Genomic DNA, 25,593 nt, shown 5'->3' on the forward strand with positions numbered 1-25,593 from the left:
TCCGACCCCGTGCCGCTCATGCGTCCACCCCCAGCTGCGACTCGACGATCTCGCGGTACGTGTCGTTGCCCGCCAGCAGCTCGTCGTGCGTGCCGAGGCCGACCACCCGGCCGTCGTCGAGGACGACGATGCGGTCGGCGCCGGTCACGGTCGAGATCCGCTGGGCGACGACGATCTTCGTCACCCCGGGCAGCGCGCGCCAGAGCGCCTGCCTGAGCCTGGCGTCGGTGGAGACGTCGAGGGCCGAGAACGAGTCGTCGAAGACGAGGATGTCGGGCTGATGCACGATGGCGCGGGCGATGGCGAGCCGCTGCCGCTGACCGCCGGAGACGTTGGTGCCGCCCTGCGAGATGCGGGCGTCGAGGCCGCCCTCCATCTCCTCGACGAAGTCCTTGCCCTGTGCGATCTCGAGAGCGGCCCACAGCTCCTCGTCAGTGGCGTCCTCGCGCCCGAACCGCAGGTTCGAGGCGACCGTGCCGGTGAAGAGGAAGGCCCGCTGCGGGACGTAGCCGATGCCGCGCCACAGGAGGTCGAGATCGGCGTCGCGCACGTCGACTCCCGCGACGCGCACGCTGCCGCCGGTGACGTCGAACAGCCGCGGGATCAGCGACACGAGAGTGGTCTTGCCCGATCCGGTGGAGCCGACGATCGCCAGGGTCTCGCCCGGCTCGGCACGGAAGCTCAGTCCCTCGAGCACCGGCGACTCCGCGCCCGGATAGGTGAAGGACACGTCGTCGAACTCGACCGTTCCCGGCGCCGGGAACACCGACACCGGCTGGGCCGGCCGCGTCAGCTGGTCGTCGGAGTCGAGCACCTCGCCGATCCGGTCCGCCGAGACCGCCGCACGCGGGATCATGATCGTCATGAACGTCGCCATCAGCACGCCCATGAGGATCTGGCCGACGTACTGCATGAAGGCGAACAGCGTGCCGATCTGCACGTTGCCCTGATCGACCTGGATGCCGCCGAACCAGATCACGCCGACGACGGTGACGTTCAGCACCAGCATGGCGAGGGGGAACATCAGCACGAACAGCGAGCCGACCTTGCGGCCGACGATCATGATGTCGGTGTTGGCGACGCGGAAGCGCTCCTCCTCGATGCGCTCGCGGACGAACGCGCGCACGACGCGCACGCCGGTGAGCTGCTCGCGCATGATCCGGTTCACGGCGTCGAGCTTCTGCTGGTACTGCCGGAACAGCGGGACCATGCGGCTGATGATGAGACCCGCCACCACGAGCAGCACGGGCACGGCGACGCCGATGAGCCAGCTCAGTCCGACATCCTGCTGGAGCGCCATGATGATGCCGCCCACCGCAAGCAGCGGGGCGGTCACGAGCATGGTCGCCCCCATCATGGCGAGCATCTGGACCTGCTGGACGTCGTTGGTGTTGCGGGTGATCAGGGTGCCCGCGCCGAAGCGGGAGACCTCGCGCTCCGAGAAGCCGCTGACCTTCTGGTAGACGTCGCGGCGGATGTCGCGGCCCGCGCTCATCGCCGCACGTGCGGCGAAGTAGGTGGCGATGACGGAGGCGACGATCTGACCGAGCGCCACCCCGAGCATGAGCATGCCGTGCGACCAGATGTAGGCGGTGTCGCCGGCGGCGACGCCGTTGTCGATGATGTCGGCGTTCAGCCGAGGGAGGTACAGCGAGGCCATCGCCGACGCGAACTGGAAGACCAGCACTCCCGTCAGCCACCACTTGTACTTCGTCAGGTAGCGCACCAAGAGCTTGCCGAGCATGCAGGACCTCCGAAGTCGGACAGCGGCGAACGGTTCATGCTAACGCCGGCCCCCGACGTCGCTCCGGCCCGTGGGCGGGCGTTCGCTGACAGCGCGACGCGAGGCGGGTCGCGTGGCCGCCCCGTCTAGACTCGGCGCGTGACGAACGACCCGCGCCGCCCCGCACGACCGCGCCGCGAATGGCAGCGCTGGCAGATCTTCGCGATCGCCGTCGCGATCGTCGCGATCGTCGGCGGTGTGTGGAGCGTCGCCTCCGGCGGCGGCCCGACCCCGACGCCGGGACCCACGCGCACGCTGATCATCGACCCGACGCCCTGACGACGCCGCGGTCTCGTCGGCCGGCCGCGAACGCGACCGACGCGGCCTTCTCGTCTCCCCGGATCAGGCGACGCGGGCGGCCACGGCCGCGCGCGTCCAGGTGCCGTCGTAGACGCGGCGATGCGGCGCCGGGGCGTGTGCCGAGCCCGGGCACACGACCGAGACGCGGAACACCTCCGACGTCCGCTCGCCGAACCAGGCCGCCTCGCGGTCGACCTGCTCGCGCACGCGCGCGGTCAGCAGTTCGTGGTTGTCGTGGTCCGGGCAGCGGAAGACTGCCGGCACCAGAATGACGTCGCTCATCGAATCCCCCCAGTGATCGATGCACGGGACCCCCATCCCGTCCCCTCAGGAATATCAGTCCCCGGGCCCCGGCGGCAAGTGCGAGCAGTTTCGCGAGCCGACACGAAAGCGCCGAGCCCACACGCTGCGAGCGCACGAACCGTGTCGGTTCGGCTGCAGCGTGTGGGCTCGGCGGTTGCTCAGTTCCCGGTCAGAACGTGGCGGTGTCCGGGTCGGCGCCCACGCGCAGGCCACGGTCGAGCGCATCGATCGCCGCCATCTCGTCGGCGGTCAGCTCGAAGCCGAAGACATCGATGTTCTCCGCGATGCGCTCGCGGGTCGACGACTTGGGGAAAACGATGATGCCGTGCTGCAGGTGCCAGCGGATGACGACCTGCGCCGGCGTCGCGCCGTGCGCCGACGCGGCAGCCTGCACCGCCTGCTCGCCGAAGAGGTCGTACTTGCCCTGCCCGAGCGGGCCCCAGGCCTCGGTGCGGATGCCGTGACCCTCGCCGAACGCCCGCAGCTCCCGCTGGGCGAACGCCGGGTGGAGCTCGATCTGGTTCACGGCCGGCACGGTGTCTGTCTCGGCGAGCAGGCGCTCCAGGTGCGGGCGGTGGAAGTTGGAGACGCCGATCGAGCGCGTGAGGCCCTCGCCGCGCAGCTCCTCGAGGGTCTGCCACGACGCCACGTAGCGGTCGAGATCGGGACGCGGCCAGTGGATCAGGTAGAGGTCGACGTGATCGAGGCCCAGCGTCTCGAGGCTCGTCGCCAGCGCGGCGCGCGTCGAGTCGGTGCCCTGCTCCGAGTTCCAGAGCTTGGTCGTCACGAACAGCTCGTCGCGCGGGATCCCGCTGGCGGCGATGGCGCGGCCCACGCCCTCCTCGTTGCGGTAGACCGCCGCAGTGTCGATGTGGCGGTACCCGGCCTCGAGGGCGTCGCTGACGATGCGCTCCGTCTCGCCGGGGTCGACCTTGAAGACGCCGAAGCCGAGCTGAGGGATCGTGTGGCCGTCGTTGAGGGTGATGTCGGGAATGCTCATCCCCCCAGCCTGACACCTTCTGGGGGCGTCGGCATCACGGGACGGCGCGCGGTGCGCGGCGGGATCAGTGGCCTGGGGCCTTTCCGCCTCCCCCCGGATCGCGGTCGGCCCCAGGCCGTGGGCGTCAGCCGAACAAGAGGACGCCTGAATAGGGAGACGGCGATTCCCCGCTTTCATCACGCGGAATGAGAGGTCTCTCATCAGATCTAGCGAACGCGTCGCCGTCTCGCCGGTGCTCGCGCGCGACAGAGCCCTCTCGAGGCCGTGAGGCCGAGAGGGCTCCGGCGGGTACGTCGCGCGGAGCTGGGGACTCCAAGGACACGGGGGGAGTGTCATCTGCGATGAAGTGAACCCGCACGGCCAGGCTAGGGCAGCAGGTGGTCTCGCGCCCGCCCTTGCAGCCTCGGGCGTGTCGCCGTAGGTGGGTCGTATGGCCGTCGGCGCATATCAAGCTCGGCGGGCCCCGTCAACGCCCTCGGCGGGCGAGCGGTACCCGCATACGTTCTCCTGGTGTAGCGTGAGCGGCCCTCTGGGTGGAAAAAGGGTCCGGTTGGCCACCGTGTGCCCGCCTCGCTCGCGCGGTGGCCCCGACGGGTTGGGGGACATCGTCGGGGCCATCGGTGGGGGCTCTGTCACACCCCCGCGCCGTACCGCTCCCCCACGGGGACCTCGACCGGCAGGACGTTGCCGGCCGGCGCCAGCGGACACGCCCACGCGGGGTCGTACGCGCACGACGGGTTGTAGGCGAAGTTGAAGTCGAGCACGATGCGGCCGGCGCCGTCCATGCCGACGCCCGCATCCGTCTCCTCCGTCGCCAGCGCGGGCCCCAGGTCGGCTCCCTTGATCGTGTCCACGAGGTAGCGCCCGCCGCCGTACGTGCCCCCCGGCCGGCCGGCGAGCCGGTCGCGCACCGGGATGAACAGGCCCCCGCCGTACGACGTCAGCCGCCAGACGTCGAGCGGACCGGCGCCGGGCACCTCCACGCGCGCGACCCGCTCGAAGGTCACGACGCCGTCGGTGCCGGACGTGAACGCGAACGTCTCGGGCTCCGCCTCGCGGAGCGGCAGCTCGAATCGCCAGGCCGGATCGTACGGTGCGACCGGCAATTCTCTGAAGTGCTCGCGGTCGGCGGGGAGCAGCGGCGTCGCCGGGTGCCGCGCCATGAGCTCGTCGCGACCACGACGCCAGATCCGGTGCCCCGCGGCGGGATCTGCCGTCGCGCGCACGCGCGCGTACAGGTCGAAGACCCGGCGGCGCCAGTCGGCGACCTCGCGCGCGGACCGTGCTGCCGGGGGAAGCGGGGAGGGGAGGTCGGTCATCGCACCAGCGTAGGCGCCGCGCAGCCTCGTGGCGGGGCCGTCGCAGCGCGGGCGGTCCTGTGCCATGCTGTGCCCCAGCAGCACCGAAGGAGGCCGCTGGTGGAACTGGACGTCGCCGGAGTCGCACAGGCCTCGCACACGGGGACGCTGCCGCCGCGCGACGGCGTGTCCCTGGCGCTCCGGGCAGCCTACGACCACGCCCTCGCCCACCGAGAGGGCGCCGTCGCCGACTACATCCCCGTCCTCGCCGAGGCGGATCCCGAGGCGTTCGGCCTCAGCCTGGTCGATGTCACCGGCTCCGTGCACGACATCGGCGACAGCCGCGTCGAGTTCTCGATCCAGTCGATCTCCAAGGCCTTCGTCTACGCGCTCCTCTGCGACGCCGTCGGCCACGAGCAGGCGCTGGCGACCGTCGGCGTGAACAACACGGGCCTCCCGTTCAACTCCGTGGTGGCGATCGAGCTGAACGACGGACATCCGATGAACCCGATGGTCAACGCCGGCGCGCTCGCCACGACCGCGCTCATCCCCGGAGACTCGCCCGACGAGCGGTGGGAGACCATCCACCGGGGCCTGTCGGCCTTCGCCGGCCGCACGCTCGACGTGGATGAGGTCGTGTTCTCCTCGGAGTCCGCGACCAACCAGCGCAATCGCGCCATCGCCCGCCTGCTGGAGAGCTACGGGCGCATCCGCCACGATCCCGACGGCGTCGTGGAGGTCTACACCAGGCAGTGCGCGCTGCTCGTGGACGCCCACGACCTGGCCGTCATGGGTGCGACCCTCGCCGACGGGGGCGTCAACCCGGTCACCGGCGAGCGCGTGGTCGGCGCCGAGGTCGCCCGCGACACCCTCGCCGTCCTCGCCGCGAGCGGACTCTACGAGAGATCCGGGGAGTGGCTGTTCGAGATCGGCCTCCCCGGCAAGTCCGGTGTGGCGGGAGGGCTCGTCACGATCGCCCCGGGCAAGGGCGCCGTCGGCTCGTACGCACCGCGCCTGGACACCGCCGGCAACAGCGTCCGCGGCCAGATCGCCGCAGCCCACCTGTCGCGCACCCTGGGGCTGAACGTCTTCGCCTCCACCCCGCGCACCGCTCCACCCGTTCCGGAGGTCGCCCCATGACCGACACCCGCACCCCGGAGGACACCGGCATCCGCGCGTCGTGGACGCCGATGGTGGGCCTCTTCCTCGCACAGGTGCTCATGTCGTTCAACGTGTCCGCGCTGCCCGTGTCGCTCGGCGGCATGGTGGACGACTTCGGCGTGCCGCCCACCGACGTCAGCACCGCCATCGTCACGTACGGACTCGTCGTCGCCGCTCTGGTCATGGTCGGCGCGAAGATCGGCCAGCGGGTCGGATGGGTGCTCGTCTTCCGCATCGTGGTCGTCGTCTTCGCCGCGTCGGCGCTGACGATGATCCTCGCCCCGGGGGTGGGATGGGTGATCTTCGCCCAGGCGCTCGCGGGCGCCGCCGCCGCCATCATCGTGCCGTCGCTCGTCGCGCTGATCGCAGAGAACTACCGCGGCCCGCAGCAGGCGACCGCCATCGGCGCGCTCGGATCCGCCCGGGCGATCGCCGGCGTGACGGCGTTCCTCGTCGGCGGCACGCTGGCCACCCTCGTCGGCTGGCGTCCCGTGTTCGGCATCGTGCTCGTGCTCGCTCTCGCCGTGCTCGGATTCAGCTCGCGGCTGAGGTCGGCCCCGGGCAACCCCGCTGTGAAGATCGACGTCGCGGCCGCTCTCCTCATCGGGGCCGGCATCGTCAGCCTGACGCTCGGCGTCAACAACCTCAACCGATGGGGGCTCCTGCACGCGCGCCCCGATGCGCCGTTCGACATCGTCGGCCTCTCCCCCGCTCCGGTCCTCGTGATCGTCGGCGTTCTCTTCGTCCAGTCGTTCTTCCTCTGGACGCGCCGGCGGACGCGCGCAGGCAAGGTCCCCCTGGTGTCGCTGACCGTGTTCGGCTCCAGCCAGGAGCGCGCCGCGATCTACGCGATGTTCACGGTCGTCGCGCTCGAGGCGGCCCTGAACTTCACGGTCCCGCTCTACATCCAGATCGTCCAGGGGCGCACCCCGTTCGACACGTCGCTGGCCATGCTGCCGTTCAACCTGACCGTGTTCGTCACGGCGACCCTGGTCGTCCGCTTCTACGGCCGGTTCAGCCCTCGCACCATCGGCGTCTTCTCCTTCTCGCTCACCACCGTCGCCCTCATCTGGCTGGCGTTCGTCGTGACGAACAACTGGGAGACCCTGCCGACGATCCTGGGGCTCATCGTCTTCGGCGTCGGACAGGGGGCGCTGGTCACCCTCGTCTTCAACGTGCTCGTCACCGCGTCGCCGAAGGAGCTCGCCGGCGACGTCGGATCCGTGCGCGGCACCACCCAGAACCTGGCGTCGGCCGTCGGCACGGCCGTGGCCGGCGCGCTGCTGGTCGGCATCCTCACCACCAACGTCGCCGCGGCGACAGCGGCGCACCCGGAGCTGCCCGACGAGCTCGTCGCGCAGGTCGACCTCGACCGCACCAACTTCGTGAGCAACGACCGGCTCCGAGAGGTGCTGGCGGAGACCGACGCGACACCGGCCCAGGTCGACGCCGCCGTGGCGCTCAACGAGTCCGCACGCCTGGGCGCGCTCCGACTCGGGCTCCTGATCCTCGCCGGGGTGAGCGCGGTCGCGATCTTCCCCGCCAGCCGCCTTCCCTCCTATCGGCGCGAGGAGCTGCCCGCGTCGGTCGCGAGCGGCGCGGACGACGGATAGCGCCGTGGAGCGGAGAGCCCCGGAGAACCGCCGCGGTCGACGACCTGCGTGGCCAGGTCGAGTCGCCCCGGAAGGTGGTCGACGCCGCGAGATGGCACCGTCTATGGTGGGGCCAACATGACCGGGAAGCCGCATAGCCAGGACATGGCTGACGACGATGTGCACCCGTTCCGGGGAGGCGACCTCTTCTGGTTCGTCACACTCGCGTGGGCAGCGCTCGTGTGTGCGGTCCTCGCCCTGATGAACAGCCCCGGAACGTACATCGCGCCGGGGTTCGAAGGCTTCCTCTTCACGGCCATCGCGGTCGTGTCGCTCCTCATCACCTGGGCAGCGGCGCCCATCGCGTGGCTTCTGGGTCGGGCGCTGCGGCGAGTGCGGCCGATCGGTCTGCACGTGGTGGTGTTCGGGGTGGTCGCGTTCATCATCGGGGCGATTCTCGGCGCCGTGGCGTCGTCGTCCGCGCGGACCTCAGGCGAGGAGGCGTCGATCGTCGTGGGCGCCGTCTGCGCGGCGTGCGCCATCCTCGGGCGCTCAGGTGCGTTCGTCGCTCGCTGGGCCGCCGGACACCGCAGGCGGACCCGTTCGACGGCTCGGTGAGAGAGCAGCCCACGGACGGGTGCCCTCCGGTGGTCGTGGTGCGATGATGTGGCGGTGACTTCAGACGCATCCCCTGTGGAGAAGAGCGCTCTCGCAAGCTTTCTCCGGGCACGGCGTGCGGCCTTGACACCGCAGGCCGTCGGGCTGCCGGTCGACGCGAACAGGCGCGTGCGCGGTCTGCGGCGCGAAGAGGTGGCTCGCCTTGCGGGCATCAGCGCCGAATACTATCGGCGCCTCGAGCAGGGCAGCGGGCATCAGATGTCGTTGCAGGTCTGCAATTCGCTGGCGCGGGCGCTGCGCTTGGACCGGGCGGGGATGGCCTACCTGCAGCGGTTGGCGCTGCCGGACTCTGAGGCCCGGTACGAGGTTCATCAGGGCGAAGAGCCACCGCCGGATCTCGTCGAGATGATCACGCACTGGGACCATACGGCGGCGTACATCATCGACCGCAACCAGGACATCCTGGTCGTGAACGATCTGATCAGGGCTGTCGCCCCTGGATACGTCGAGGTGGGCAACAACCTCGCGCTGATGCAGTTCGAGGCGCCCCCGGAGCTGCGCGAGCTGCCGTCGTGGCTGGACGGTGCGCGCACGACGGTATCTCGCGTGCGCTACTACGGGAACCCGTCGGACGCCCGGTGGCAGCAGATCATCGCCCTGCTGCTCGAGGACGACGACTTCCGACGGATGTGGCGGGAACATGAGGCGCTGCCGCTGACCTCGGGCGTCGCGCCGAACTACTTCCCCGCGCACGGCTGGGTCGAGATGAAGTGGCAGATCCTCGAGGCGCACGCGGGGCTGTACACGGTCGTCTGCTACGGGATTCCGGGAAGCGTGGGCGAACGGGCGCTCGTCGAGCTGCGCGCGGCGCTCCTCGACGGCACCGCGCAGCTGCCCACCCCCGGCGCATCGACCCCCACCTCGAACAGTCGTCTCGCGCAGTACCGCGGATCGGGGCGTCGAGGTCTTGGCGAAGACGGTGATCGTGGCGACGGTGAGCACCCGCGCGCGACGGACTGACCCAGCGCAGTGACGTGTACTCGCAGGGCCACGACACCGCGGGGCGCCGGGTTCTAGCGTGACGGGCATCCACCGTTCAGAAGGGATGCCCCGCAATGACCTCCCCCACCATCGTTCTCGTCCACGGAGCCTTCGCCGACGCGGCGAGCTTCGCACCCGTGACCCGGATGCTGCTCGACCGCGGCTTCCGGGTGGTCGTTCCGGCCGTGCCGAACCGCAGCCTGCTGGGCGACTCGGCCTACATCCGCTCCGTCGTCGAAGAGATCGACGGGCCGGTGCTCCTGGCCGGCCACAGCTACGGGGGTGCTGTGATCACCGTGGCCGGCGCTGCTGAGAACGTCGTCGGCCTCGTCTACATCTCGGGATACGCCCTCGACGAGGGTGAGAGCCTGGGGCAGCTGCAGGGCGGCTTCCCCGACTCCGACCTGGCATCCAACCTCATCTACACCCCGTTCCCGATCGAGGGGGCCGAGCCCGGAACCGACGTGTCGGTGAACGTCGACGCGTTCCCCGACATCTTCGCCGCCGGGGTCGATCGCGACGTCGCAGAAGTCCTCGCCGTGTCGCAGCGGCCTCTCGCCGCGCTCGCGTTCGGAGAGCCGGCGCCCGTCGCCGCCTGGAAGACGAAGCCGGGCTGGGGAATCGTGTCCAGCGCGGACCGCACGATCAACCCCGATGTCGAACGATTCGGCTATCAGCGAGCCGGCCTCCGCGGGGTCATCGAGATCGACGCCCCGCACCTCGTGATGCGATCGCACCCCGCCGAGGTCACGGCCGTGATCACCGACGCGATCGCCGAGCTCGGCTGACCACTCACCTCTCACTCCCCACCACTCCCCCGTGACGCCGAGGGAGACCTCGGGCGGCACAAGAAAGGCAAGACCATGGCATACATCACCACCAGCGACGGCGCCGAGATCTACTTCAAGGACTGGGGCGACCGCGACGCGCAGCCCATCATGTTCCACCACGGGTGGCCCCTGTCCTCGGACGACTGGGACGCCCAGATGCTCTACTTCCTCGGCAAGGGCTACCGCGTGATCGCGAGTGACCGTCGGGGGCACGGCCGGTCCTCGCAGATCGGCACCGGTCACGACATGGACCACTACGCGAGCGACGCCTCGGCCGTCGTGGAACATCTCGACCTTCACGACGCGATCCACATCGGCCACTCCACGGGCGGCGGCCAGGTCGCTCGGTACGTGGCCAAGTTCGGGCAGCCGCAGGGGCGCGTGGCCAAGGCCGTCCTGGTCTCCGCCGTCCCACCGCTGATGGTGCAGACCGACGCCAACCCCCAGGGCACCCCGATCTCCGTCTTCGACGGTTTCCGCAGTGCCCTCGCCGCCAACCGCGCCGAGTTCTTCCAGGCCGTGGCCTCCGGCCCGTTCTACGGCTTCAACCGCGACGGTGCGACCCTGTCGGAGCCCGTCGTCGCGAACTGGTGGCGACAGGGCATGACGGGCAGCGCGCTCGCCCACTACGAGGGCATCAAGGCGTTCTCCGAGACCGACCAGACCGAGGACCTGAGGGCGATCACGGTCCCCGTGCTCGTGCTCCAGGGAGACGACGACCAGGTCGTGCCCTATGAGGACGCGGCGCTCAAGCAGCACAAGCTGCTCAGCAACTCGACCCTCAAGATCTACGAGGGCTTCCCCCACGGGATGCTGACCACCCACGCCGACGTCATCAACCCCGACATCCTGGCCTTCATCCAGCAATAGATTCACCGGGCTGCGGCCGAGCCGCAGCCCGGTGAATCACGTTCGACGGGTGATCATCGACCCGAATCCGGCCATCGGCGAACCTGATCGCCAGAGAAACAGCAAAGGGCCCTCTCCACCGCGTGATTGCGCGGAAGTGAGGGCCTTCATCTGTAGCAGGAGCGGGGCTTGAACCCGCGACCTCACGATTATGAGTCGTGCGCTCTGACCAGCTGAGCTACCCTGCCGCGTTCTACCCGAAGGTGTCGTGCGAGCCCCGAGTCAGGATTGAACTGACGACCCCTTCCTTACCATGGAAGTGCTCTGCCACTGAGCTATCGGGGCGTGCTGCCCGCGTGCGGGCAACCAGAACAGAATACCAGAGCACCGGCATCCGTCCGAACCGGCGTCACCCTTCGGTGTGCTGCTCCATCCAGGCGATGGGGTCGGTGTGCGTCGTGCCGTCGAGCAGCACTTCGAAGTGGAGGTGGGGACCGGTCGCCTTGCCGGTCTGGCCCACGCGACCGAGCACGTCGCCGACCGAGACGGTGTCGCCCTGCGACACCTGGAGCGAGCCGTACTGCATGTGCGCGTACCGCGTGGAGACGAGGCGCCCGTCGATGACGTGGTCCACCACGACCGTCACGCCGTAGTCGCCGCCGGCCTCGGTGGCGATGCGCACGGTGCCGTCGGCGATGACGTGCACCTCCGCGCCGGTGCCCGGGGTGAGGTCGACACCGCGGTGCGGGGAGGAGAACTTCGACAGGTAGGTCTGCGAGCCGTAGGCCGCCGAGATCGGCACGCCGACGGGGAACGGCCACTGGATGGCTGCGCTTGGGTCGCTGACCCAGGTGCCCGCGAACTGCGTCACGCCCGAGTCCGCGGCGATGTCGGCCATGGAGGCGACGTCGAACTCCGACGAGCGCTCGAGCGTGCTGTCGACGTCGGTCGAGGAGACGTAGGCCTGGATGTTCTCGGTCGCCGCGGGTGCCGGGGCGACGGCGGCGATGTCTGCCCCGACTCCGGCAGCCGAGATCGCCGATGCCGGGAGCGTCGTGCCGACGGCGAGGAGGCCGACGATCGACATCACGCCGAGCGAGAACGAGGTCGCGGCGACGCGCTTGAACGAGACGCGGCGCCGGCGCCGGACGACATGGGCGACGGCCACGGGGGCCTCGGCGACCGGGTCGGTCTGGATCGGCGTCTGGCCCGTGAACGAGAGAAGGCGCGCAGCGCGCTCGAACTCGTCCACGATGCAGGGGTCGGCGTGAGCGGCCACGAAGCTCAGCGGCAGGGCGGCAGCGGCGTTCGCGTCGATCAACGTGGAAACGCCGGGGTTCGCGTGTGCGCGGTCCCGGCGTCGGAGGGGGGCGGTGGCGGCCGTCGCTTCGGCGACGACGGTCTGGGCCAGAGAGGGAATCGGCCCGTTGGCGGGCTCGGTGTGCTGCGGGGCGACGAGGGGAGCCTCGTCCGACGCCGCGGCGCTGTCGACGACGGGCGCCTCGATCGCCGCCGCGGGGGTCTGCTGCTCGCGCAGGCGGCGCAGCTCGGCACGCGTCATCACCGCCGGGGCGGCGGGCGCGGTGGCACGACTGGAGCGACGCGTGGGTACGGCGTCGGCCAGAGGGGCGTCGAAAGTCAAAAGTGCAGGCTCTCGGTCGGGCGCGTCGGGTGCGCGGTAGTTCGGGGGGCTTGGATCGGGCTTGGATCGATCGTCACCCTTCGGGCATAAAAGGTAACGATCGGGTAAACACTATCGCGGTCCGCCTGAGAATGCCATGGACGGTCACTGATATACCGCGGCGCAGATGCGGTCGAACAGCGGCTCGCCCGCGGCGATCGTCATCTCCCGACCGGGCGCGTCGCCCGGGACTCCCCCGAGCCGCCCGCCGGCCTCGAGCACGAGGAGTCCCCCGGCGGCGTGGTCCCACGGGTGCAGCCCGCGCTCGAAGTAGCCGTCGAGACGCGCGGCGGCGACGAACGCCAGGTCGAGCGACGCAGCGCCCGCGCGGCGGATGTCGCGCGCGAGCGGCATCACGCGGCGCAGTCGGGCGAAGTCGCCCTCATGGGTGGCCGGGTCGTATCCGAAACCCGTCGCGACGAGAGCTCCCGCCGGTCCCGGAGCACCCACCCGCAGGCGCTGCTCACCGAGCCATGCGCCGCCGCCGCGCGTGGCATGGAACAGTTCGCCGGTGACCGGATTGAACACGACCCCCACCAGCTGGCGCCAACGCGTCGCGACCGGCTCGCCGGAGACGGCGGCGATGCTGACCGCGTAGTGCGGGATGCCGTAGAGGTAGTTGACGGTGCCGTCGATCGGGTCGACGACCCAGGTGATGCCGGTGGTGCCGCCCTCGGCGCCGCCCTCCTCGCCGAGGAAGCCGTCGTGCGGTCGTGCCTCCGACAGGCGCGCGCGGATGAGGTCCTCGACCTCGCGATCGGCCTCGGTCACGACGTCGGCGAGTGTGGACTTCGTCGCGGCGACCGAGACGCCCTCGCTGCGGCGTCGGCGAGCGAGCTCCCCCGCCTCCCGGGCGATGCCGACGGCGAGCGCGAGGAGCTCCGCCAGGTCGATCGATCCGTTCGTCTCATCGGCTGCCGAGGAATCCACCATGCACTCCACGCTACGCCGATACCGTGGACGCCATGAGTCACTCCGCGTCGCAGCCGTCCGGGTCCGCAGGCTCCGCCTCGCACGATGTCGTCATCGTCGGCGGGGGCCACAACGCGCTGGTGGCCGCCGCCTACCTCGCCCGCGCAGGTCGGCGGGTGGTCGTGCTCGAGCGGCAGGACCACCTCGGCGGCGCGGCGGTGTCGGAGCGGCCGTGGGACGGCGTCGACGCCCGGCTGTCGCGCTACTCCTACCTCGTGAGCCTGCTGCCCGCGCAGATCGTCGACGATCTGGATCTGCGCCTCGACCTCCGCCGGCGACGCTACTCCTCGTACACACCCGACCCGGCGGATCCGCGGCGCGGCATCCTCGTCGACAACGGCGACGCGCTCGCCACTGCAGCGAGCTTCCTCCGGGCCACCGGCGACGCCCACGAGGCGGAGCGGTTCGCCGCGTTCTCCGACCGGCTGCTCCCGATGGCGGCCGCGCTCTTCCCGACGGTGACGGCCCCGCTGCGCCGCGCGAAGGAGGCCCGGACGCTGTTCGGCGACGATGGGCTCTGGAGCGCGATCACCGAGCAGCCGCTCGGGACGCTCCTGCGCGAGAGCCTCGCGTCGGACCTCGCCCGCGGCATCGCGCTGACCGACGGGCTCATCGGCACCTTCGCCTCGGCCGACGACGCGTCGCTGCGTCAGAACCGCTGCTTCCTGTACCACGTGATCGGCGGCGGCACCGGCGACTGGGATGTGCCCGCCGGAGGGATGGGCACCGTCACCGCCGCCCTCGAACGCGCGGCACGGGCCGCGGGCGCCGAGCTGCGCACCGGTGCCGATGTGGTCGCGGTCTCGCCGGACGGCGAGGTGACGCTCGCCGACGGCGGCTCGGTGCACGGCCGGCTCGTGCTGAGCGGCGTGGGCCCGGCGGTGCTCGACCGGCTCCTGCGCGACGCCGGAGCCGATGCCGGCGGGGACGCCGCGACGCCGGCGCCGGCACCCGCCCCCGCCCCCGAGGGCGCGCAGATCAAGGTGAACATGCTGCTGCGCCGGCTGCCGCGGCTGCGCGACTCCGCCGTGGCTGCCGAGGCGGCGTTCGCCGGCACGTTCCACATCAACGAGACGATGACCCAGCTCGACGCCGCGCACGCGGCCGCCGAGGCGGGCGCCCTCCCCTCGCCGCTGCCGGCCGAGATCTACTGCCACTCCCTCACCGACCCGTCGATCCTGGGCGACGAGCTGCAGCGAAGCGGAGCGCAGACCCTCACCCTGTTCGGGCTGCAGGTGCCGCACCGGCTGATGACCGGCGCCGACCCCGATGCCCAGCGCGACGCCCTGCTGGCGGCGGCGCAGAGCTCGCTGGACGCGGTGCTGGCCGAGCCGATCGCCGACTGCCTGTTCGAGGCGCCGGACGGGAGCCCCTGCGTCGAGGCCCGGACCACCTCCGACCTCGAGGGCGAGCTGGGCATGATCGGCGGTGACATCTTCCACGGTCCGCTGGACTGGCCGTGGGCATCCGACGACGAGCCGCTCGAGACGCCCGGGGAGCGCTGGGGCGTCGCGACCGCGCACGAGCGCGTGCTGCTGTGCGGCGCGGGCGCCCGCCGCGGCGGTGCCGTGAGCGGCATCGGCGGGCACAACGCGGCGATGGCCGCCCTGGAGCTCCTCGGCCACTGAGCGCGCGACCCTCGACGACGAACGAGGCCGCCCGGAGATCGGGCGGCCTCGTTGGTCAGACGGTCACGGCTGCTGCGGCGGCGGAGGCGGCGGCGGGTAGCCCTGGTAGCCGGGGCCCGTCGGCGGCGCCATCGGCTGCGGCGGGACGCCGTCGCCGGCGGGAGGTACGGGCGGCACCGGAGCCGCCGGAGGGGTCGCCGGGGCGACAGGGACGACGGGAGCGGCGTAGGCCTGCGGGTAGGTGGGCTGGCCCGTGTAGTAGGCGTTCCAGTCGGGCGATCCGTCGGGCATCGCCGGCAGCGGCGTCGCTCCGTCGGCGTAGGTCGGCCACTGCTGCACCGGAGGCGGTGCGTACGCGGACGCGGCGGGACGCTCCTTCTTCGGCGCGAACAGGGCGTTGACGAGGGGCACGAGCGCGGTCCCCACGGCGGCGAGGATGGCGAGGGCGACGACCACGCGCCAGTAGAACGGCCGGAACACGACGTACTCCTCGATCATGATCGGGAGGACGAGCATGACCGCGAGGATCACGACGAGGCCGATCGTGACGTAGGTGACGATCGCGGTGAACGTGGTGCGGTGACGGTCGTGCGCCTTCGAGAAGAGGCGGATGTGCAGCAGAGCGCCCTGCAGGATGAGGACGATGAGCAGGAATTTCATGAATCGCTCGATGCCGCTGCCGAAGTAGTCCTCGGATTCCGGCATCCAGATGAGGAAGGCGCCGATCAGGAGGATCACGACCCAGGTCACCATGCTGGCCAGGGCGAACCAGGCCGGCCGGCGCGAGGCGAGGTTGGCCTCGAGGATCGCGACGCCGGCGAAGGCGGCCAGGAGCAGGATCGTCAGGAACGCCTTCGCGATCATGCCGTTGGCGTCGCCCACGAGCACCCAGACGACGCAGACGACCGCTGCGGCGATGAGGGCGCCGATGGCGACCCAGATGGAAGCGCGCAGGACCCTGTTGGAATTCGGATGCGTGATCGGTTCGCTCACCGCTGTTCCCTCCGTCGAGACCGCAACTCCCCTCATCCTCGCACGACCGGCCCGAGCGCCGTCGAGGTACGGACGCCGCCTGGCTACGATGAGCGGCAATCCGACCGAGAGGACACCTCCGTGTACGCACTCAGCTCCAACCCGATCGATCCGGGCGCCATCGCCGGCCTCGGCATCGGCGTGATGATCATCGGCCTCGTGATCTACCTGGCACTGCTGGCCCTGATGATCTGGATCGGCTATCTCATCACCCGCACGGCGGTGAAGAACGGGGTCATCCTCGCCCTCCGGGAGACGGGCCAGCAGCTGCCCCCGCGCGGCTACGCTCCCCCGGCGCCGCCCCAGACCTGGCAGCAGTGACCTGAGCGGCGGCGCGCTCCGTCGCCGCGCGGGCGCCTAGACTCGCGGGCGCCTAGACTCGCGCTCGAGATGACGTTTCAGGTGCCCCGCATGGACGAGCGCGAGTCGCGCGCGTGGCTCGCCCTCGTCTGGACGGCGGAGCTGCTTCCGGCGGCGCTCGACGCGCAGCTGCAGGCGGACGCCGGAATGACCCACTTCGAGTTCATGGTGCTGAGCACGCTCCAGCAGGCGCACGGCGGAACGCTTCGCACGAAGGAGCTCGCCGCTGCCGTGAACGCGACGATGCCGCGCCTGTCGCGCGTGGTCGGCAAGCTCGCCGAGCGCGATCTCGTCGAGCGCGTGGCGGGTGCGGACGATGCACGGGTCGTCAACGTCAGGCTCACGACGGCCGGTCGCCGCGAGCTCGTCCGTGCGGTGCCGAGTCACATCGAGCTCGTCAGGCAGCTGGTGATCGACCGGCTCTCCCGCGACCAGCTCGACGCCCTCGCGGAGGCGCTGGAGCCGCTCGTCGAGAGCCTGGATCCGCAGAGCCGGCGAGGCATCCTCTCCGACCGCACGCCGTCCACCTGACGACGTCGGCGGCCTGTCGCGCTCAGCGGGCGAGCACGTCCTCGACAGCGGCGCCGGGCAGACCGATCGTCACCTGCGTGCCCCACGGGTCGGACACCACGATGTCGCGACCGGTGTCGGCGAACGGCAGGCGGTGGTGGGTCAGGCGCGCGGCGAGCGCGTCGAGGTCGTCGCGCGTCGGCACGGTGATCGCGACGTCGCCGAGGCCGAGGGCGGCGGCGCGGGGGCCGGCGCCGGCGCTGTTCCATGTGTTCATCGCGACGTGGTGGTGGTAGCCGCCCGCCGACGCGAAGAGCGCTCCGGGGAAGGAGCCGACGGTCGTCTCGAACCCGAGGGCGTCGATGTAGAAGGCGCGCGCCGCCCCGATGTCGCCGACCTGCAGGTGGACGTGGCCGACCTTGCCGTGCGCGGCCGTGACGCTGCTGACCGCGTCGTCGGTGAGGTGCGCCTTCAGGTACTCGTTCGGGTCGAGGAAGAGCGTCGACATCTGCAGCTCGCCGCCCGAGTATCGCCACTGCTCGCGGGGACGGTCGGTGTAGAGCTCGATGCCGTTGCCCTCGGGGTCGGTGAAGTAGAAGGCCTCGCTCACGAGGTGGTCGCTCGAGCCGGCGAAGCGGCTCCGCGGATCCTGCGCGGCGCGGAGCACCGTCGCCGCCAGCGACGGCGCGTCGTCGAAGAGGAACGCGGTGTGGAAGAGCCCCGCCTGGCGCGGATCGACGGCAGGCAGCCCCGGCGTGCCGATCAGCCGCACCATGGGCGTCGCGCCGCGACCGAGCACGCGGTGGACCTCGCCGCCGCGCGCGCGCTCCTCGAGCGGCTGGAGCGCGAGCGCGTCGGCGTAGTAGGTCGACATCAGCTCGAGATCGCCGACGCGCAGGGTCACCGCGTCCATGCCCGTCGCCGCGTTGAGGACGCGGTCGGGGGCGGCGCCGGTCGCGGACGGCGTGGGCGACGGGGTGGGCGACGGGACGAGGCTCGGGATGTTCGACATGGGGTCCTCCGGACGGGAGTCAATCAGTTGTAGCTACAACTTGATGCCGCCGCGCGGTATTCCCGACGCCGATCCCGATCAGCCCTTCAGCGACCCCTGCAGCAGCGCCGACACGAACTGGCGCTGGAACACGAGGAACACGATGAGCGTCGGCGTCAGGATGAGGAGGGATCCGGCGCACAGGAGCGGGATGTCGGTGCCCCACTGCCCCTGGAAGGCGCCGAGCGCGCCGGCCATCGTCCGCTGCGTGGGATCGCTGACGAGCACCACGGCGAGGAGGAACTGGTTCCACGTCCAGAGGAAGAGGAGGATCGCGAGCGAGCTGATCGCCGGCGTCGACAGCGGCACGTGGATCCGCCAGAACAGCTGCCACGTCGTGGCGCCGTCCACCCGCGCCGCCTCCGACAGCTCGGTCGGCATGTTGACGAAGTGCGCGCGCATCCACACCACGGCGAAGGGCATGAACAGTCCGATGAGCGGGAGGATGAGCGCCCACCGGGTGTTGAGGAGTCCCATGTCGCGGATCTGGTAGTACAGCGGGACGATGATGCCCTCGAGGGGAAGGGTGAGCCCCAGCAGGAAGACGATGAAGACGACGCGTCCGCCCGCGGGGCGCAGGTGCCCGAGCGCGAAGCCCGCCAGGGTGGCGATGAGGATCGCGACCGGGACGACGGCGAGCTCGATGAGCACGCTCGACCAGAGCAGCTCCAGCATCCGCGCCGATTGGAACGCGATCGCGAAGTTCTCCCAGTGCGGGGTCTCGGGCCAGGTGAGCCCCGGCGGATAGGTCCCCTGCGGGTGCAGAGCGGTGATGAAGAGGCTGATGAAGGGGACGATCGTGATCGCCATGAGGATGACGAGCAGGATGGTGCCGAGCCAGCGCTCCCGCGCGGCGACGATCATGATTCCTTCCCGCGCAGCAGGCGCTGCAGCGGCAGCACGACCAGCAGGACGAGCGCCATGAGGGTGAGGGCGAGGGCGGAAGCCGTGCCGATCTCACGGTCGAAGAACGCGAGGTAGTAGACCTGCAGGCCGGGGACCAGCGTGCTGTTGCCCGGTCCGCCCTGCGTCGAGATGTAGATGATGTCGAAGCTCGCGAGCGCGGCGATCACGGTGATGATGACGCAGACCGCCAGCTCCTGACGGACGCCCGGCAGCGTGATCGAGACGAACTCGCGCACGGGACCCGCGCCGTCGATGCGCGCGGCCTCGTAGAGGCTCTGATCGATCTTCGACATTCCGGCCAGCAGCAGGATGAGACACAGCCCCACCGCGACCCACGCGCCGATGACGCCGACAGCCGGGAGGGCGGTGTCGAAGTCGCCGAGCCACGCGCGGGCCAGTCCGCCGAGGCCCACCGCGCGCAGCAGCTGGTTGACCATGCCGTTGGAGGCGAACTGCCACGTCCACATGATTCCGGCGGCCACCAGCGGGATCACCTGCGGGAGGAACAGCACCGTCCGCGCGACCCCGGCGAGGCGGCTGGTCGCGATGCCCCGGATGACGTTCGCCGCGAACAGCGCCAGCAGCACCGGGACGATGCTGAAGTAGATGATGAGCTCGAACGCGTTGAGGATCGACCCGACGAGCTTGGGGTTGGTGAACACCTCGATGTAGTTGTCGAAGCCCGCCCAGGTGGCGGGCTGGATCCCGTTCCAGTCGTAGAGCGAGTACTGCGCCGTCAGCGCGATGGGGCGCAGGACGAAGACGCCGTAGAAGATCGCCGCCGGCAGCACCAGCAGGTAGATCGGCAGCGAGCGCCAGAGTCGGCGCGCCCGCCCGTGGCGGCGCCGCGGGACGGTCGAGGGGACGGAAGGTGAGGGTGCTGCGCCGACGTCGGTCGACGCAGCACCCTCGTGGACACGGCTCATCGGGGTCAGCCGCCGACCTCTGCCTGGTAGTCGGCCTCGACTGCCGTCAGCATGCCTTGCGCGTCCTGCTGCCCGGCGACGAGCTGCTGGATGTTCGGCGTCCAGCTCTGCGCGTAGATCGAGCCGGTCGCGTTCGCGAGGAAGTCCATCGCGCCGTTGACCTCGTTGACCTGCGTGCCGGCCGCCAGGGTCGCGGCGGTCACCGAGTCAGCGGCGACCTCCGGCATGAACGCGTCGGCCGGGCCCATCGGGTGCGATCCGCCGACCTCGACGGTGATGGTGCGCGCCTTCTCGTCGGTGGCGACCCAGTTGAGGAAGAACGCGGCGCAGTCGGGGTGCTCCGCGCCCGCGGCGATGCCGTAGGTGAGCGGTGCCGACATGGCGCCGAACTGCGTCCCGCCCTCTTCGAGCGGAGGCATGAGGAAGAAGCCGGCCTTGCCCGCCATCTGCGAGTCGAGGTTGCCCGACTCCCAGTCGCCGTTGAAGATCAGGAGGCTCTCACCGCCGATGAACCGGCTCATCATCTGAGAGTAATCCAGCGAGTTCACGTCGTCCGCGAAGTAGCCGGCCTCGACCCACCGCTGCAGGTGCTCAGCGGCCGCCAGGTTCTCGGCGGTGTCGATCGTGGCGCCCTCGGTGTGGAAGATCCAGTCGTTGATCGGCGCCGTCGGTCCGTACGAGGCCATGAGGGCCTGCAGCGGGAACAGCAGACCGCCGGTGGCGCCGCCGTTGAACTGCGCGATCGGCGTGATGCCGGCCTCCTTCGCCGCCGCGAGCACGGCGTCGAGCTCGTCGATCGTCTTCGGCGCCTCGGTCATGCCGATCTCTGCGGCGAGCTCCTTGTTGTAGAAGACGCCCGTCATGGAGAAATTCAGGCCCATGGCCCACAGCGGCCCGCTGCCTCGGCGGCCCTCCTCGTCCACGCGCAGCTGCGCGAGCTGCGACTCGGGCCAGTCGACCCAGCCGAACTGCTCGGCGTAGGGGTCGAGGTCCAGCAGCAGACCGCCCGAGGCGAGCTCGGACATCTGCGGCAGGCGCATGAGGTCCGGCGGGTCGTCCTGCAGCACACGCGGGGCGTTCTGCGTGAGCACGGCGAACTGGTCCTCACGCACATCGAACGTCACGTTCGGGTACTGCGCCGTGAACTCATCGAAGAGCTCCTTCGGCAGCGCGAAGCCCGTCTCGATGTAGGCGCTGAGGACGACGTCCTCTTCGCCGCACGTCGCCTCGGCACCGCCGGCCGGTGCCGACGAGGTCGGAGAGGTGGTGCCGCTGCCGGGAGGGGCGCACGCGGTCAGCGCGAGGGCGGCCACCGCGAGCAGGGCCCCCGCGGCCGTGGTGGACCTGTGGGTACGTGATTGAGACACCAATGTCTCCCTTCGTCGAAGGACGGCGGGTCCGCGGTGTGCATCCGCGGTGCTAAATCGACTTAGCACCCTCATCATGAGGGATGCCGGGCATCGTGTCAACGACTGTTCCGGTCACGATCCGGCGGAGGGCGTCCACGATCCGCGTGGCGCGCCGGTCGTCACCCGCCTCCATCCGGTTGGTCAGGAACGCGAAGCCGATCCCGGCGGCGGGGTCGGCGAACGCGACCTGACCGCCGGCACCGTCATGACCGAACCCCGTGGGCGTCACGTACCGGCGCGCGGCGCTGTCGAGCTGGAACCCCGCTCCCCATCGCGGCCACGGCGGCGGCGTGGGGAAGAAAGGCTCTCCCTCGGACCGCACGGCCGTCGCCTGCCGGACGGTCTCCTCCGAGAGGAGTGGCCCGTGTCCTGCCGACGCCTCCGAGAACGTCGACGACCAGATCGTCGCGAGCGCGCGCGCGGAGGCGATGCCGCCCGCACCCGGCACCTCGGCGACCTGCACCGCGGGATCGTTGAACCCCTCGCCGTCCGCGACGGCGCCCACGTCGGACCCGACCTCATCCCGGGCGTGGCCCCTCGGGCCGACGAGCTCGCGCGGCAGCGCACCGCCGAGGGTCATCGCGATCCCCGGCCAGTCGGTGCCGCCCGCGGCACGGGCCTCCGCCTCCTGAAGGGCGGTCAGCGCCACCAGCGACGGCCCGACGGCCATCCGGGCGACCCTCGGCAAGTGGGCGGGGGGCAGGCCGATCCAGCACTCCGCACCGGCGGGCTCGGCCACGTAGCGCCGGAACGCCTCCCCCGCGCTCAGTCCCGTCACCCGGCGGACGACCTCGCCGATCAGCCAGCCGTGGGTGATCGGATGGTACGCATATGCCGTTCCGGGCGGCCACAGCGACTCCTGGCGCGCCAGCTGAGCGACGATGCGGTCCCAGTCGGCCAGGGCGCCCCGAGGGATCGGCTCACGCGGAGCCGGGAGTCCCGCCCGATGCGACAGCAGGTCGGCGACCCTCGTGCCGCCCTTGCCCGCCTCGCCGAACTCCGGCCAGTACGTCGTCACGAGCGCGTCGTAGTCGAGCTTCCCCGCCTGCACCAGGCGCGCGGCGAGGATCGACATCAGCCCCTTGCTGCACGAGAAGATGACGCTGAGCGTGTCCCGCTCCCAGCGCCTCCCCGTCCGCGCGTCGGCCACGCCGCCCCACAGATCGACCACCGGCCGACCCCGACGGACGATCGCGAGGGCCGCGCCCATGTCCGGCTCTCCGTCGAACGCCTCACGGAAGGCCGCGGCCACCGGCTCGAACCCGGCCGACACCGTGCCCTCCACCGCGACGCTCACGCGTGCACCTCGGCGCCGGCGGGGAGGGCGGCGACGAGCTGGAGCGCGCCGCGATCGGCATCCCATCGCACCGGGATCGGATCGCTGATCCGTCCGGCGAACGCGTCTCCGCGGCCGTTCTCGAACGCGAGGAGCACGGGCGAGCCGGACCGGTCGTGGACGATGCGGCCGGCGTACAGCGCATCGTCGACCAGCAGCGTCGCCGCCGCGGGATCGAACGGTCCCGTCTGCGCGGCGACCGGGAGCTGCCAGACGCCGCCGCGCCCGCCGGCGCGGCCTCCCGCGAGCGCAGGCCCGTCGCAGGAGAAGAGGAGCAGGTCGTTCCCCTCTACGGCGACAAGCTGCGGCACCTCCAGGTGCGCGAACCCTGCTCCGGGAGCGCTCAGCGGAGGGCGCACCTCCCAGTGATCGAGATCCGGCGAGACCGCATGCCCGATGACTCCGCGATCGTCGCCGTCGCCGGTCTTCGCCCGCGCCGTGATCAGCATGTGCCATCCCTCCCCGTGGGGATCGGCGAACACCCACGGGTCCCGCCACGCCTCCTCGCGCCAGGTGCCGTCGGGGAGCGTCTCATACCAGCGGGGGTCGGCGGTCACCACCGGCACGCGGGCGGCCTGCCAGTGGTGGAGATCACGCGAGGTCGCGACGCCGACGGTCTCGATGTTGGCGGCGGACGCGTCGCTCGGGAACCGGGAGCCGGTGTAGAACATGCGCCAGACCCCGTCGGGGCCGGGGACCACGCAGCCGGTCCAGACCGCCGTCTGGTCGAACTCGCCCGGTGCGCCCGGCGTCAGCACCGGGCCGAGATCCTGCCAGCTGCGCAGGTCCGACGACACGGCATGGCCGATCCGCGCGTTGCGATGGCGCAGCCGCTCGTCGCCGAGCGAGGTGGGAGCGTGGAGATAGAAGAGGTGGTACCTCTGCCCGTCGTCGGCGATCCAGAAGTCCCACACCCAGTGGTCGTCTCGTGCGAACGTCATCGTGTCGTTCCTTGCCCGGCGACGGAATGAGCACTGCACGCCGTCACCCCGTAGAGTCGCGAGTGCAGCAGCCATCGACGGCATGCGCAGTATCCCCGCTAAATGGGTTTAGCTAGCATGGTTCCGCCTGCCGTGCGGGATGTCAAGCGACAGCCCCCGCGCCCCGGGCGTGCAGCGTGAAGAGGAGGGTTCGTGTCCAGCAAGCGTGCGACGCTCGCCGACGTGGCTCGCCTGGCGGGGCTCTCGCCCACGTCGGCATCGATGATCCTCAACGGACGCCCCAACACGCGGCTGTCGCAGGACGCCCACGATCGTGTGTTCGCCGCCGCCGAGGCTCTCGGCTATCGTCCCAACGTCGCCGCGCGGGGCCTGCGCACCGACAAGACCCTGACGATCGCGTTCATCTCGGACGTCGTGGCCACCACCCGCTTCGCGAGCGGTCTGATCCGCGGCGCGCTCGCTGCCGCCGAGCAGGCCAACCACGTGATGCTGGTGCTCGAGACCGGCGGCGATCCGGCGCGGGAGAGCGAGGCCGTCGAGGCGGTGCTCGACCGCCAGGTCGACGGCATCATCTTCGCGAGCATGCGGGCCAGGGAGTTCTTCGTGCCCGACCTGCCCGCCTCCACCGGCGTCGTCATGCTGAACGCGACCAACACGAAACATGCCGCGACGGTCCTTCCCGACGAGCACGGCGGCGGACGGCGCGCCGTCGAGCTGCTCGCCGAGCGCGGTCACCGCGCGATCGCGCTCCTCGGCCAGAACGACGACGTCGAGCGTGACCTCTTCCGCTCCGCGACCGTCGCGCGGCGCGTCGCGGGGATCCGCGAGGGGATGGCCGCGCACGGACTGTCGTTCCTGGAAGAGGTGTCCATCTGGCTGTGGGAGCCCGACGAGGGCTACCACGCGACCACCGAGCTCCTGGCCCGGCGACCGGACATCGGCGCACTGCTGTGCATGAACGACCGACTCGCCTTCGGGGCCTACCAGGCGATCCTCGAGTCGGGACGCTCCATCCCCGACGACATCTCGATCGTCTCGTTCGACAACGACGAGCTCGCCGCCTACCTTCGCCCCGGGCTCACCACCGTCGCCCTGCCGCACGAGGCCATGGGGCGCCGCGCGGTCGAGATCCTGCTCTCCTCCGAGCCGCACGGCGAGACTCTCATCGAGATGCCCGCCGTCATCCGCTCCTCCATCGCCTGACCGGACGGGTCATCCGGCACGCAGGGCCGGGCGGCTGTAGAGAGTCGCGTCCACGACGGTCCGCTCGCCGAGCGGCTCGGTCAGCGTCACGGTGAAGGGGGTCGGCGGATTCGTGGGGCACGAGTGCGCCCCACCCTCCGGCCGCACACCCAGAACGATCTCGATCCGCTCGTCCCCCTCGTCGAGCCGGACGATCTCGATGCGCCCGTCGGCATCCCGCCCGGAGTTGCACGCCTGCTCCGTGACGAGAAGGTGCACCTCTCGCGACGCCGGATCGAGCGGCCGGCCGGGATCGAGCGCGATCAGCGGCACGCCCAGGTCGCCGAGATCGATCGTCAGGGCGCACGGGCCGAGGGAGGTCACGAGCCAGCCGGCGACGTTCGTCGCCTCGACCCACGACACCGTGACCTGCTCATGGTCGGCTGCGGGAGCATCGGGGGCATCGTCGGGCTCGACGGGGCGGAGGAGCGTCACCTCGCGATCCGAGGTGCCGACGACGAACCAGGCGGACGGGTCCTCGAGCACGAGCGGTGTGCCGTCGTCGAAGACCGCGCCCGCGAGCGCTTCCGCTGCTGCGCCGGCGAGTTCCTCGACGGGCGTGCGCGCGGCGAGCGCCTCGACCGAAACGGGCGTCCCGCCGCACAGGTAGGACGGTCGAGCATCCGCGCCGGGGGCGTTCCGTGTCGCGCTTCCCGGGTCGGCGCCCAGGGCATCCTCCGGAGGGGCGGCGCTCGCGCACCCGGCGAGACCGACCATCGCGGCCGCGACGAGGACGAGCAGCGCCCGCGCTCCGCGTGAGGTCATGGCCCCTCCTCCTGTCACCATCTCTGCACGGTGAGTGTCAGCGACGCCCGCACCGTCTC

Annotated in this window: 25 protein-coding genes and 2 tRNA genes; 11 read left to right on the forward strand and 16 right to left on the reverse strand. The window is 71.0% G+C overall.

Annotation, left to right across the window (positions count from 1 at the left end):
* Positions 1 to 16 precede the first annotated feature (16 nt).
* On the reverse strand, positions 17 to 1,744 hold the full coding sequence (locus tag ACPWUT_RS11755; RefSeq protein ID WP_425837801.1) for an ABC transporter ATP-binding protein: 1,728 nt from the start codon (positions 1,742 to 1,744) through the stop codon (positions 17 to 19).
* 138 nt (positions 1,745 to 1,882) lie between these two features.
* Between ACPWUT_RS11755 and ACPWUT_RS11760 the strand changes: the two genes are divergently transcribed.
* On the forward strand, positions 1,883 to 2,062 hold the full coding sequence (locus tag ACPWUT_RS11760) for a hypothetical protein (protein ID WP_284530019.1): 180 nt from the start codon (positions 1,883 to 1,885) through the stop codon (positions 2,060 to 2,062).
* Positions 2,063 to 2,125: 63 nt separating this feature from the next.
* Here the strand turns inward: ACPWUT_RS11760 and ACPWUT_RS11765 are convergent, their stop codons facing one another.
* The 3 genes from ACPWUT_RS11765 to ACPWUT_RS11775 all read right to left on the reverse strand — a co-directional run bounded on the left by ACPWUT_RS11765 (position 2,126) and on the right by ACPWUT_RS11775 (position 4,705).
* A complete protein-coding gene (locus ACPWUT_RS11765) occupies positions 2,126 to 2,365 on the reverse strand; it encodes a hypothetical protein (RefSeq protein ID WP_284530020.1) in 240 nt (79 codons plus the stop codon).
* 190 nt (positions 2,366 to 2,555) lie between these two features.
* A complete protein-coding gene (locus ACPWUT_RS11770) occupies positions 2,556 to 3,386 on the reverse strand; it encodes an aldo/keto reductase (protein ID WP_425837806.1) in 831 nt (276 codons plus the stop codon).
* Positions 3,387 to 4,018: 632 nt separating this feature from the next.
* Positions 4,019 to 4,705 (reverse strand): DUF1684 domain-containing protein, encoded by a 687-nt coding sequence (locus ACPWUT_RS11775; protein WP_425837809.1) that lies wholly within the window; start codon positions 4,703 to 4,705, stop codon positions 4,019 to 4,021.
* Positions 4,706 to 4,801: 96 nt separating this feature from the next.
* On the opposite strand from ACPWUT_RS11775, the gene glsA reads away from it, so the two are divergent.
* From glsA to ACPWUT_RS11805, 6 genes are all read left to right on the forward strand, one after another.
* Positions 4,802 to 5,824 carry a glutaminase A gene (gene glsA, locus ACPWUT_RS11780; protein ID WP_425842272.1) on the forward strand — a complete coding sequence of 341 codons (1,023 nt, stop codon included), beginning with the start codon at positions 4,802 to 4,804 and terminating at the stop codon, positions 5,822 to 5,824.
* Entirely contained in the window at positions 5,821 to 7,458 is a 1,638-nt protein-coding gene (locus ACPWUT_RS11785) for an MFS transporter (RefSeq protein WP_425837812.1), read from the forward strand. The genes glsA and ACPWUT_RS11785 overlap by 4 nt, the downstream gene beginning before the upstream one ends.
* 117 nt (positions 7,459 to 7,575) lie before the next feature.
* Positions 7,576 to 8,055, forward strand: a complete 480-nt coding sequence (locus ACPWUT_RS11790; protein ID WP_425837815.1) for a hypothetical protein — start codon at positions 7,576 to 7,578, stop codon at positions 8,053 to 8,055.
* A 75-nt stretch (positions 8,056 to 8,130) separates the two neighbouring features.
* Positions 8,131 to 9,075: a helix-turn-helix transcriptional regulator gene (locus ACPWUT_RS11795; protein ID WP_425837818.1), complete on the forward strand. Its 945-nt coding sequence runs from the start codon at positions 8,131 to 8,133 to the stop codon at positions 9,073 to 9,075.
* A 95-nt stretch (positions 9,076 to 9,170) separates the two neighbouring features.
* Positions 9,171 to 9,884, forward strand: a complete 714-nt coding sequence (locus ACPWUT_RS11800) for an alpha/beta fold hydrolase (RefSeq protein WP_425837821.1) — start codon at positions 9,171 to 9,173, stop codon at positions 9,882 to 9,884.
* A gap of 75 nt (positions 9,885 to 9,959) precedes the next feature.
* A complete protein-coding gene (locus tag ACPWUT_RS11805) occupies positions 9,960 to 10,796 on the forward strand; it encodes an alpha/beta fold hydrolase (RefSeq protein ID WP_425837824.1) in 837 nt (278 codons plus the stop codon).
* 153 nt (positions 10,797 to 10,949) lie between these two features.
* Here ACPWUT_RS11805 and ACPWUT_RS11810 read toward each other — a convergent pair.
* From ACPWUT_RS11810 to ACPWUT_RS11825, 4 genes are all read right to left on the reverse strand, one after another.
* Positions 10,950 to 11,023: transfer RNA gene (locus ACPWUT_RS11810), tRNA-Met, on the reverse strand.
* A gap of 25 nt (positions 11,024 to 11,048) precedes the next feature.
* Positions 11,049 to 11,120 (reverse strand) — tRNA-Thr (locus tag ACPWUT_RS11815).
* 64 nt (positions 11,121 to 11,184) lie between these two features.
* A complete protein-coding gene (locus ACPWUT_RS11820; protein WP_425837827.1) occupies positions 11,185 to 12,417 on the reverse strand; it encodes a M23 family metallopeptidase in 1,233 nt (410 codons plus the stop codon).
* A 144-nt stretch (positions 12,418 to 12,561) separates the two neighbouring features.
* Positions 12,562 to 13,389, reverse strand: a complete 828-nt coding sequence (locus ACPWUT_RS11825) for an inositol monophosphatase family protein (RefSeq protein WP_284530034.1) — start codon at positions 13,387 to 13,389, stop codon at positions 12,562 to 12,564.
* Between the two features lie 32 nt (positions 13,390 to 13,421).
* On the opposite strand from ACPWUT_RS11825, the gene ACPWUT_RS11830 reads away from it, so the two are divergent.
* The gene (locus ACPWUT_RS11830; protein ID WP_425837830.1) at positions 13,422 to 15,056 is read left to right on the forward strand and encodes a phytoene desaturase family protein; all 1,635 of its coding nucleotides are present in this window, start codon (positions 13,422 to 13,424) and stop codon (positions 15,054 to 15,056) included.
* 63 nt (positions 15,057 to 15,119) lie between these two features.
* Here the strand turns inward: ACPWUT_RS11830 and ACPWUT_RS11835 are convergent, their stop codons facing one another.
* The gene (locus tag ACPWUT_RS11835) at positions 15,120 to 16,049 is read right to left on the reverse strand and encodes a hypothetical protein (RefSeq protein ID WP_425837833.1); all 930 of its coding nucleotides are present in this window, start codon (positions 16,047 to 16,049) and stop codon (positions 15,120 to 15,122) included.
* A 120-nt stretch (positions 16,050 to 16,169) separates the two neighbouring features.
* On the opposite strand from ACPWUT_RS11835, the gene ACPWUT_RS11840 reads away from it, so the two are divergent.
* Positions 16,170 to 16,409 carry a hypothetical protein gene (locus ACPWUT_RS11840; RefSeq protein ID WP_284530037.1) on the forward strand — a complete coding sequence of 80 codons (240 nt, stop codon included), beginning with the start codon at positions 16,170 to 16,172 and terminating at the stop codon, positions 16,407 to 16,409.
* A 69-nt stretch (positions 16,410 to 16,478) separates the two neighbouring features.
* Positions 16,479 to 16,979, forward strand: coding sequence for a MarR family winged helix-turn-helix transcriptional regulator (locus ACPWUT_RS11845; protein ID WP_425837836.1), 501 nt, complete (start codon positions 16,479 to 16,481; stop codon positions 16,977 to 16,979).
* Positions 16,980 to 17,001: 22 nt separating this feature from the next.
* On the opposite strand, the gene ACPWUT_RS11850 is transcribed toward ACPWUT_RS11845, so the two are convergent.
* From ACPWUT_RS11850 to ACPWUT_RS11875, 6 genes are all read right to left on the reverse strand, one after another.
* Positions 17,002 to 17,970, reverse strand: a complete 969-nt coding sequence (locus ACPWUT_RS11850; protein ID WP_425837839.1) for a VOC family protein — start codon at positions 17,968 to 17,970, stop codon at positions 17,002 to 17,004.
* Between the two features lie 78 nt (positions 17,971 to 18,048).
* The gene (locus ACPWUT_RS11855; RefSeq protein ID WP_425837842.1) at positions 18,049 to 18,873 is read right to left on the reverse strand and encodes a carbohydrate ABC transporter permease; all 825 of its coding nucleotides are present in this window, start codon (positions 18,871 to 18,873) and stop codon (positions 18,049 to 18,051) included.
* Complete coding sequence (locus ACPWUT_RS11860) at positions 18,870 to 19,841, reverse strand: carbohydrate ABC transporter permease (RefSeq protein ID WP_284530041.1); 972 nt, start codon at positions 19,839 to 19,841, stop codon at positions 18,870 to 18,872. Before ACPWUT_RS11860 ends, ACPWUT_RS11855 begins: the two co-directional genes overlap by 4 nt.
* 5 nt (positions 19,842 to 19,846) lie before the next feature.
* A complete protein-coding gene (locus tag ACPWUT_RS11865) occupies positions 19,847 to 21,208 on the reverse strand; it encodes an ABC transporter substrate-binding protein (protein WP_425837845.1) in 1,362 nt (453 codons plus the stop codon).
* Positions 21,209 to 21,260: 52 nt separating this feature from the next.
* Positions 21,261 to 22,547, reverse strand: a complete 1,287-nt coding sequence (locus ACPWUT_RS11870) for a serine hydrolase domain-containing protein (protein ID WP_425837847.1) — start codon at positions 22,545 to 22,547, stop codon at positions 21,261 to 21,263.
* A complete protein-coding gene (locus tag ACPWUT_RS11875; RefSeq protein WP_425837850.1) occupies positions 22,544 to 23,527 on the reverse strand; it encodes a glycosyl hydrolase family 32 in 984 nt (327 codons plus the stop codon). The genes ACPWUT_RS11870 and ACPWUT_RS11875 overlap by 4 nt, the downstream gene beginning before the upstream one ends.
* 192 nt (positions 23,528 to 23,719) lie before the next feature.
* Between ACPWUT_RS11875 and ACPWUT_RS11880 the strand changes: the two genes are divergently transcribed.
* Positions 23,720 to 24,730 carry a LacI family DNA-binding transcriptional regulator gene (locus ACPWUT_RS11880; protein WP_284530046.1) on the forward strand — a complete coding sequence of 337 codons (1,011 nt, stop codon included), beginning with the start codon at positions 23,720 to 23,722 and terminating at the stop codon, positions 24,728 to 24,730.
* A gap of 9 nt (positions 24,731 to 24,739) precedes the next feature.
* Here the strand turns inward: ACPWUT_RS11880 and ACPWUT_RS11885 are convergent, their stop codons facing one another.
* The gene (locus ACPWUT_RS11885) at positions 24,740 to 25,534 is read right to left on the reverse strand and encodes a hypothetical protein (RefSeq protein ID WP_425837854.1); all 795 of its coding nucleotides are present in this window, start codon (positions 25,532 to 25,534) and stop codon (positions 24,740 to 24,742) included.
* Between the last annotated feature and the right edge of the window lie 59 nt (positions 25,535 to 25,593).

It is taken from the genome of Microbacterium sp. PA5 (assembly GCF_049860775.1).
GTDB lineage: Bacteria > Actinomycetota > Actinomycetes > Actinomycetales > Microbacteriaceae > Microbacterium.

Excerpts from the sequence above, each read along its gene's own strand:
- ACPWUT_RS11885 (WP_425837854.1), bottom strand. The coding sequence starts at position 25,534 with ATGACCTCACGCGGAGCGCGGGCGCTGCTCGTCCTCGTCGCGGCCGCG.
- ACPWUT_RS11825 (WP_284530034.1), bottom strand. The coding sequence starts at position 13,389 with ATGGTGGATTCCTCGGCAGCCGATGAGACGAACGGATCGATCGACCTG.
- ACPWUT_RS11830 (WP_425837830.1), top strand. The coding sequence starts at position 13,422 with ATGAGTCACTCCGCGTCGCAGCCGTCCGGGTCCGCAGGCTCCGCCTCG.
- ACPWUT_RS11765 (WP_284530020.1), bottom strand. The coding sequence starts at position 2,365 with ATGAGCGACGTCATTCTGGTGCCGGCAGTCTTCCGCTGCCCGGACCAC.
- ACPWUT_RS11770 (WP_425837806.1), bottom strand. The coding sequence starts at position 3,386 with ATGAGCATTCCCGACATCACCCTCAACGACGGCCACACGATCCCTCAG.
- ACPWUT_RS11875 (WP_425837850.1), bottom strand. The coding sequence starts at position 23,527 with ATGACGTTCGCACGAGACGACCACTGGGTGTGGGACTTCTGGATCGCC.
- ACPWUT_RS11785 (WP_425837812.1), top strand. The coding sequence starts at position 5,821 with ATGACCGACACCCGCACCCCGGAGGACACCGGCATCCGCGCGTCGTGG.
- ACPWUT_RS11755 (WP_425837801.1), bottom strand. The coding sequence starts at position 1,744 with ATGCTCGGCAAGCTCTTGGTGCGCTACCTGACGAAGTACAAGTGGTGG.
- ACPWUT_RS11790 (WP_425837815.1), top strand. The coding sequence starts at position 7,576 with ATGACCGGGAAGCCGCATAGCCAGGACATGGCTGACGACGATGTGCAC.
- ACPWUT_RS11800 (WP_425837821.1), top strand. The coding sequence starts at position 9,171 with ATGACCTCCCCCACCATCGTTCTCGTCCACGGAGCCTTCGCCGACGCG.
- ACPWUT_RS11855 (WP_425837842.1), bottom strand. The coding sequence starts at position 18,873 with ATGATCGTCGCCGCGCGGGAGCGCTGGCTCGGCACCATCCTGCTCGTC.
- ACPWUT_RS11775 (WP_425837809.1), bottom strand. The coding sequence starts at position 4,705 with ATGACCGACCTCCCCTCCCCGCTTCCCCCGGCAGCACGGTCCGCGCGC.
- ACPWUT_RS11845 (WP_425837836.1), top strand. The coding sequence starts at position 16,479 with ATGACGTTTCAGGTGCCCCGCATGGACGAGCGCGAGTCGCGCGCGTGG.
- ACPWUT_RS11860 (WP_284530041.1), bottom strand. The coding sequence starts at position 19,841 with ATGAGCCGTGTCCACGAGGGTGCTGCGTCGACCGACGTCGGCGCAGCA.
- ACPWUT_RS11850 (WP_425837839.1), bottom strand. The coding sequence starts at position 17,970 with ATGTCGAACATCCCGAGCCTCGTCCCGTCGCCCACCCCGTCGCCCACG.
- ACPWUT_RS11805 (WP_425837824.1), top strand. The coding sequence starts at position 9,960 with ATGGCATACATCACCACCAGCGACGGCGCCGAGATCTACTTCAAGGAC.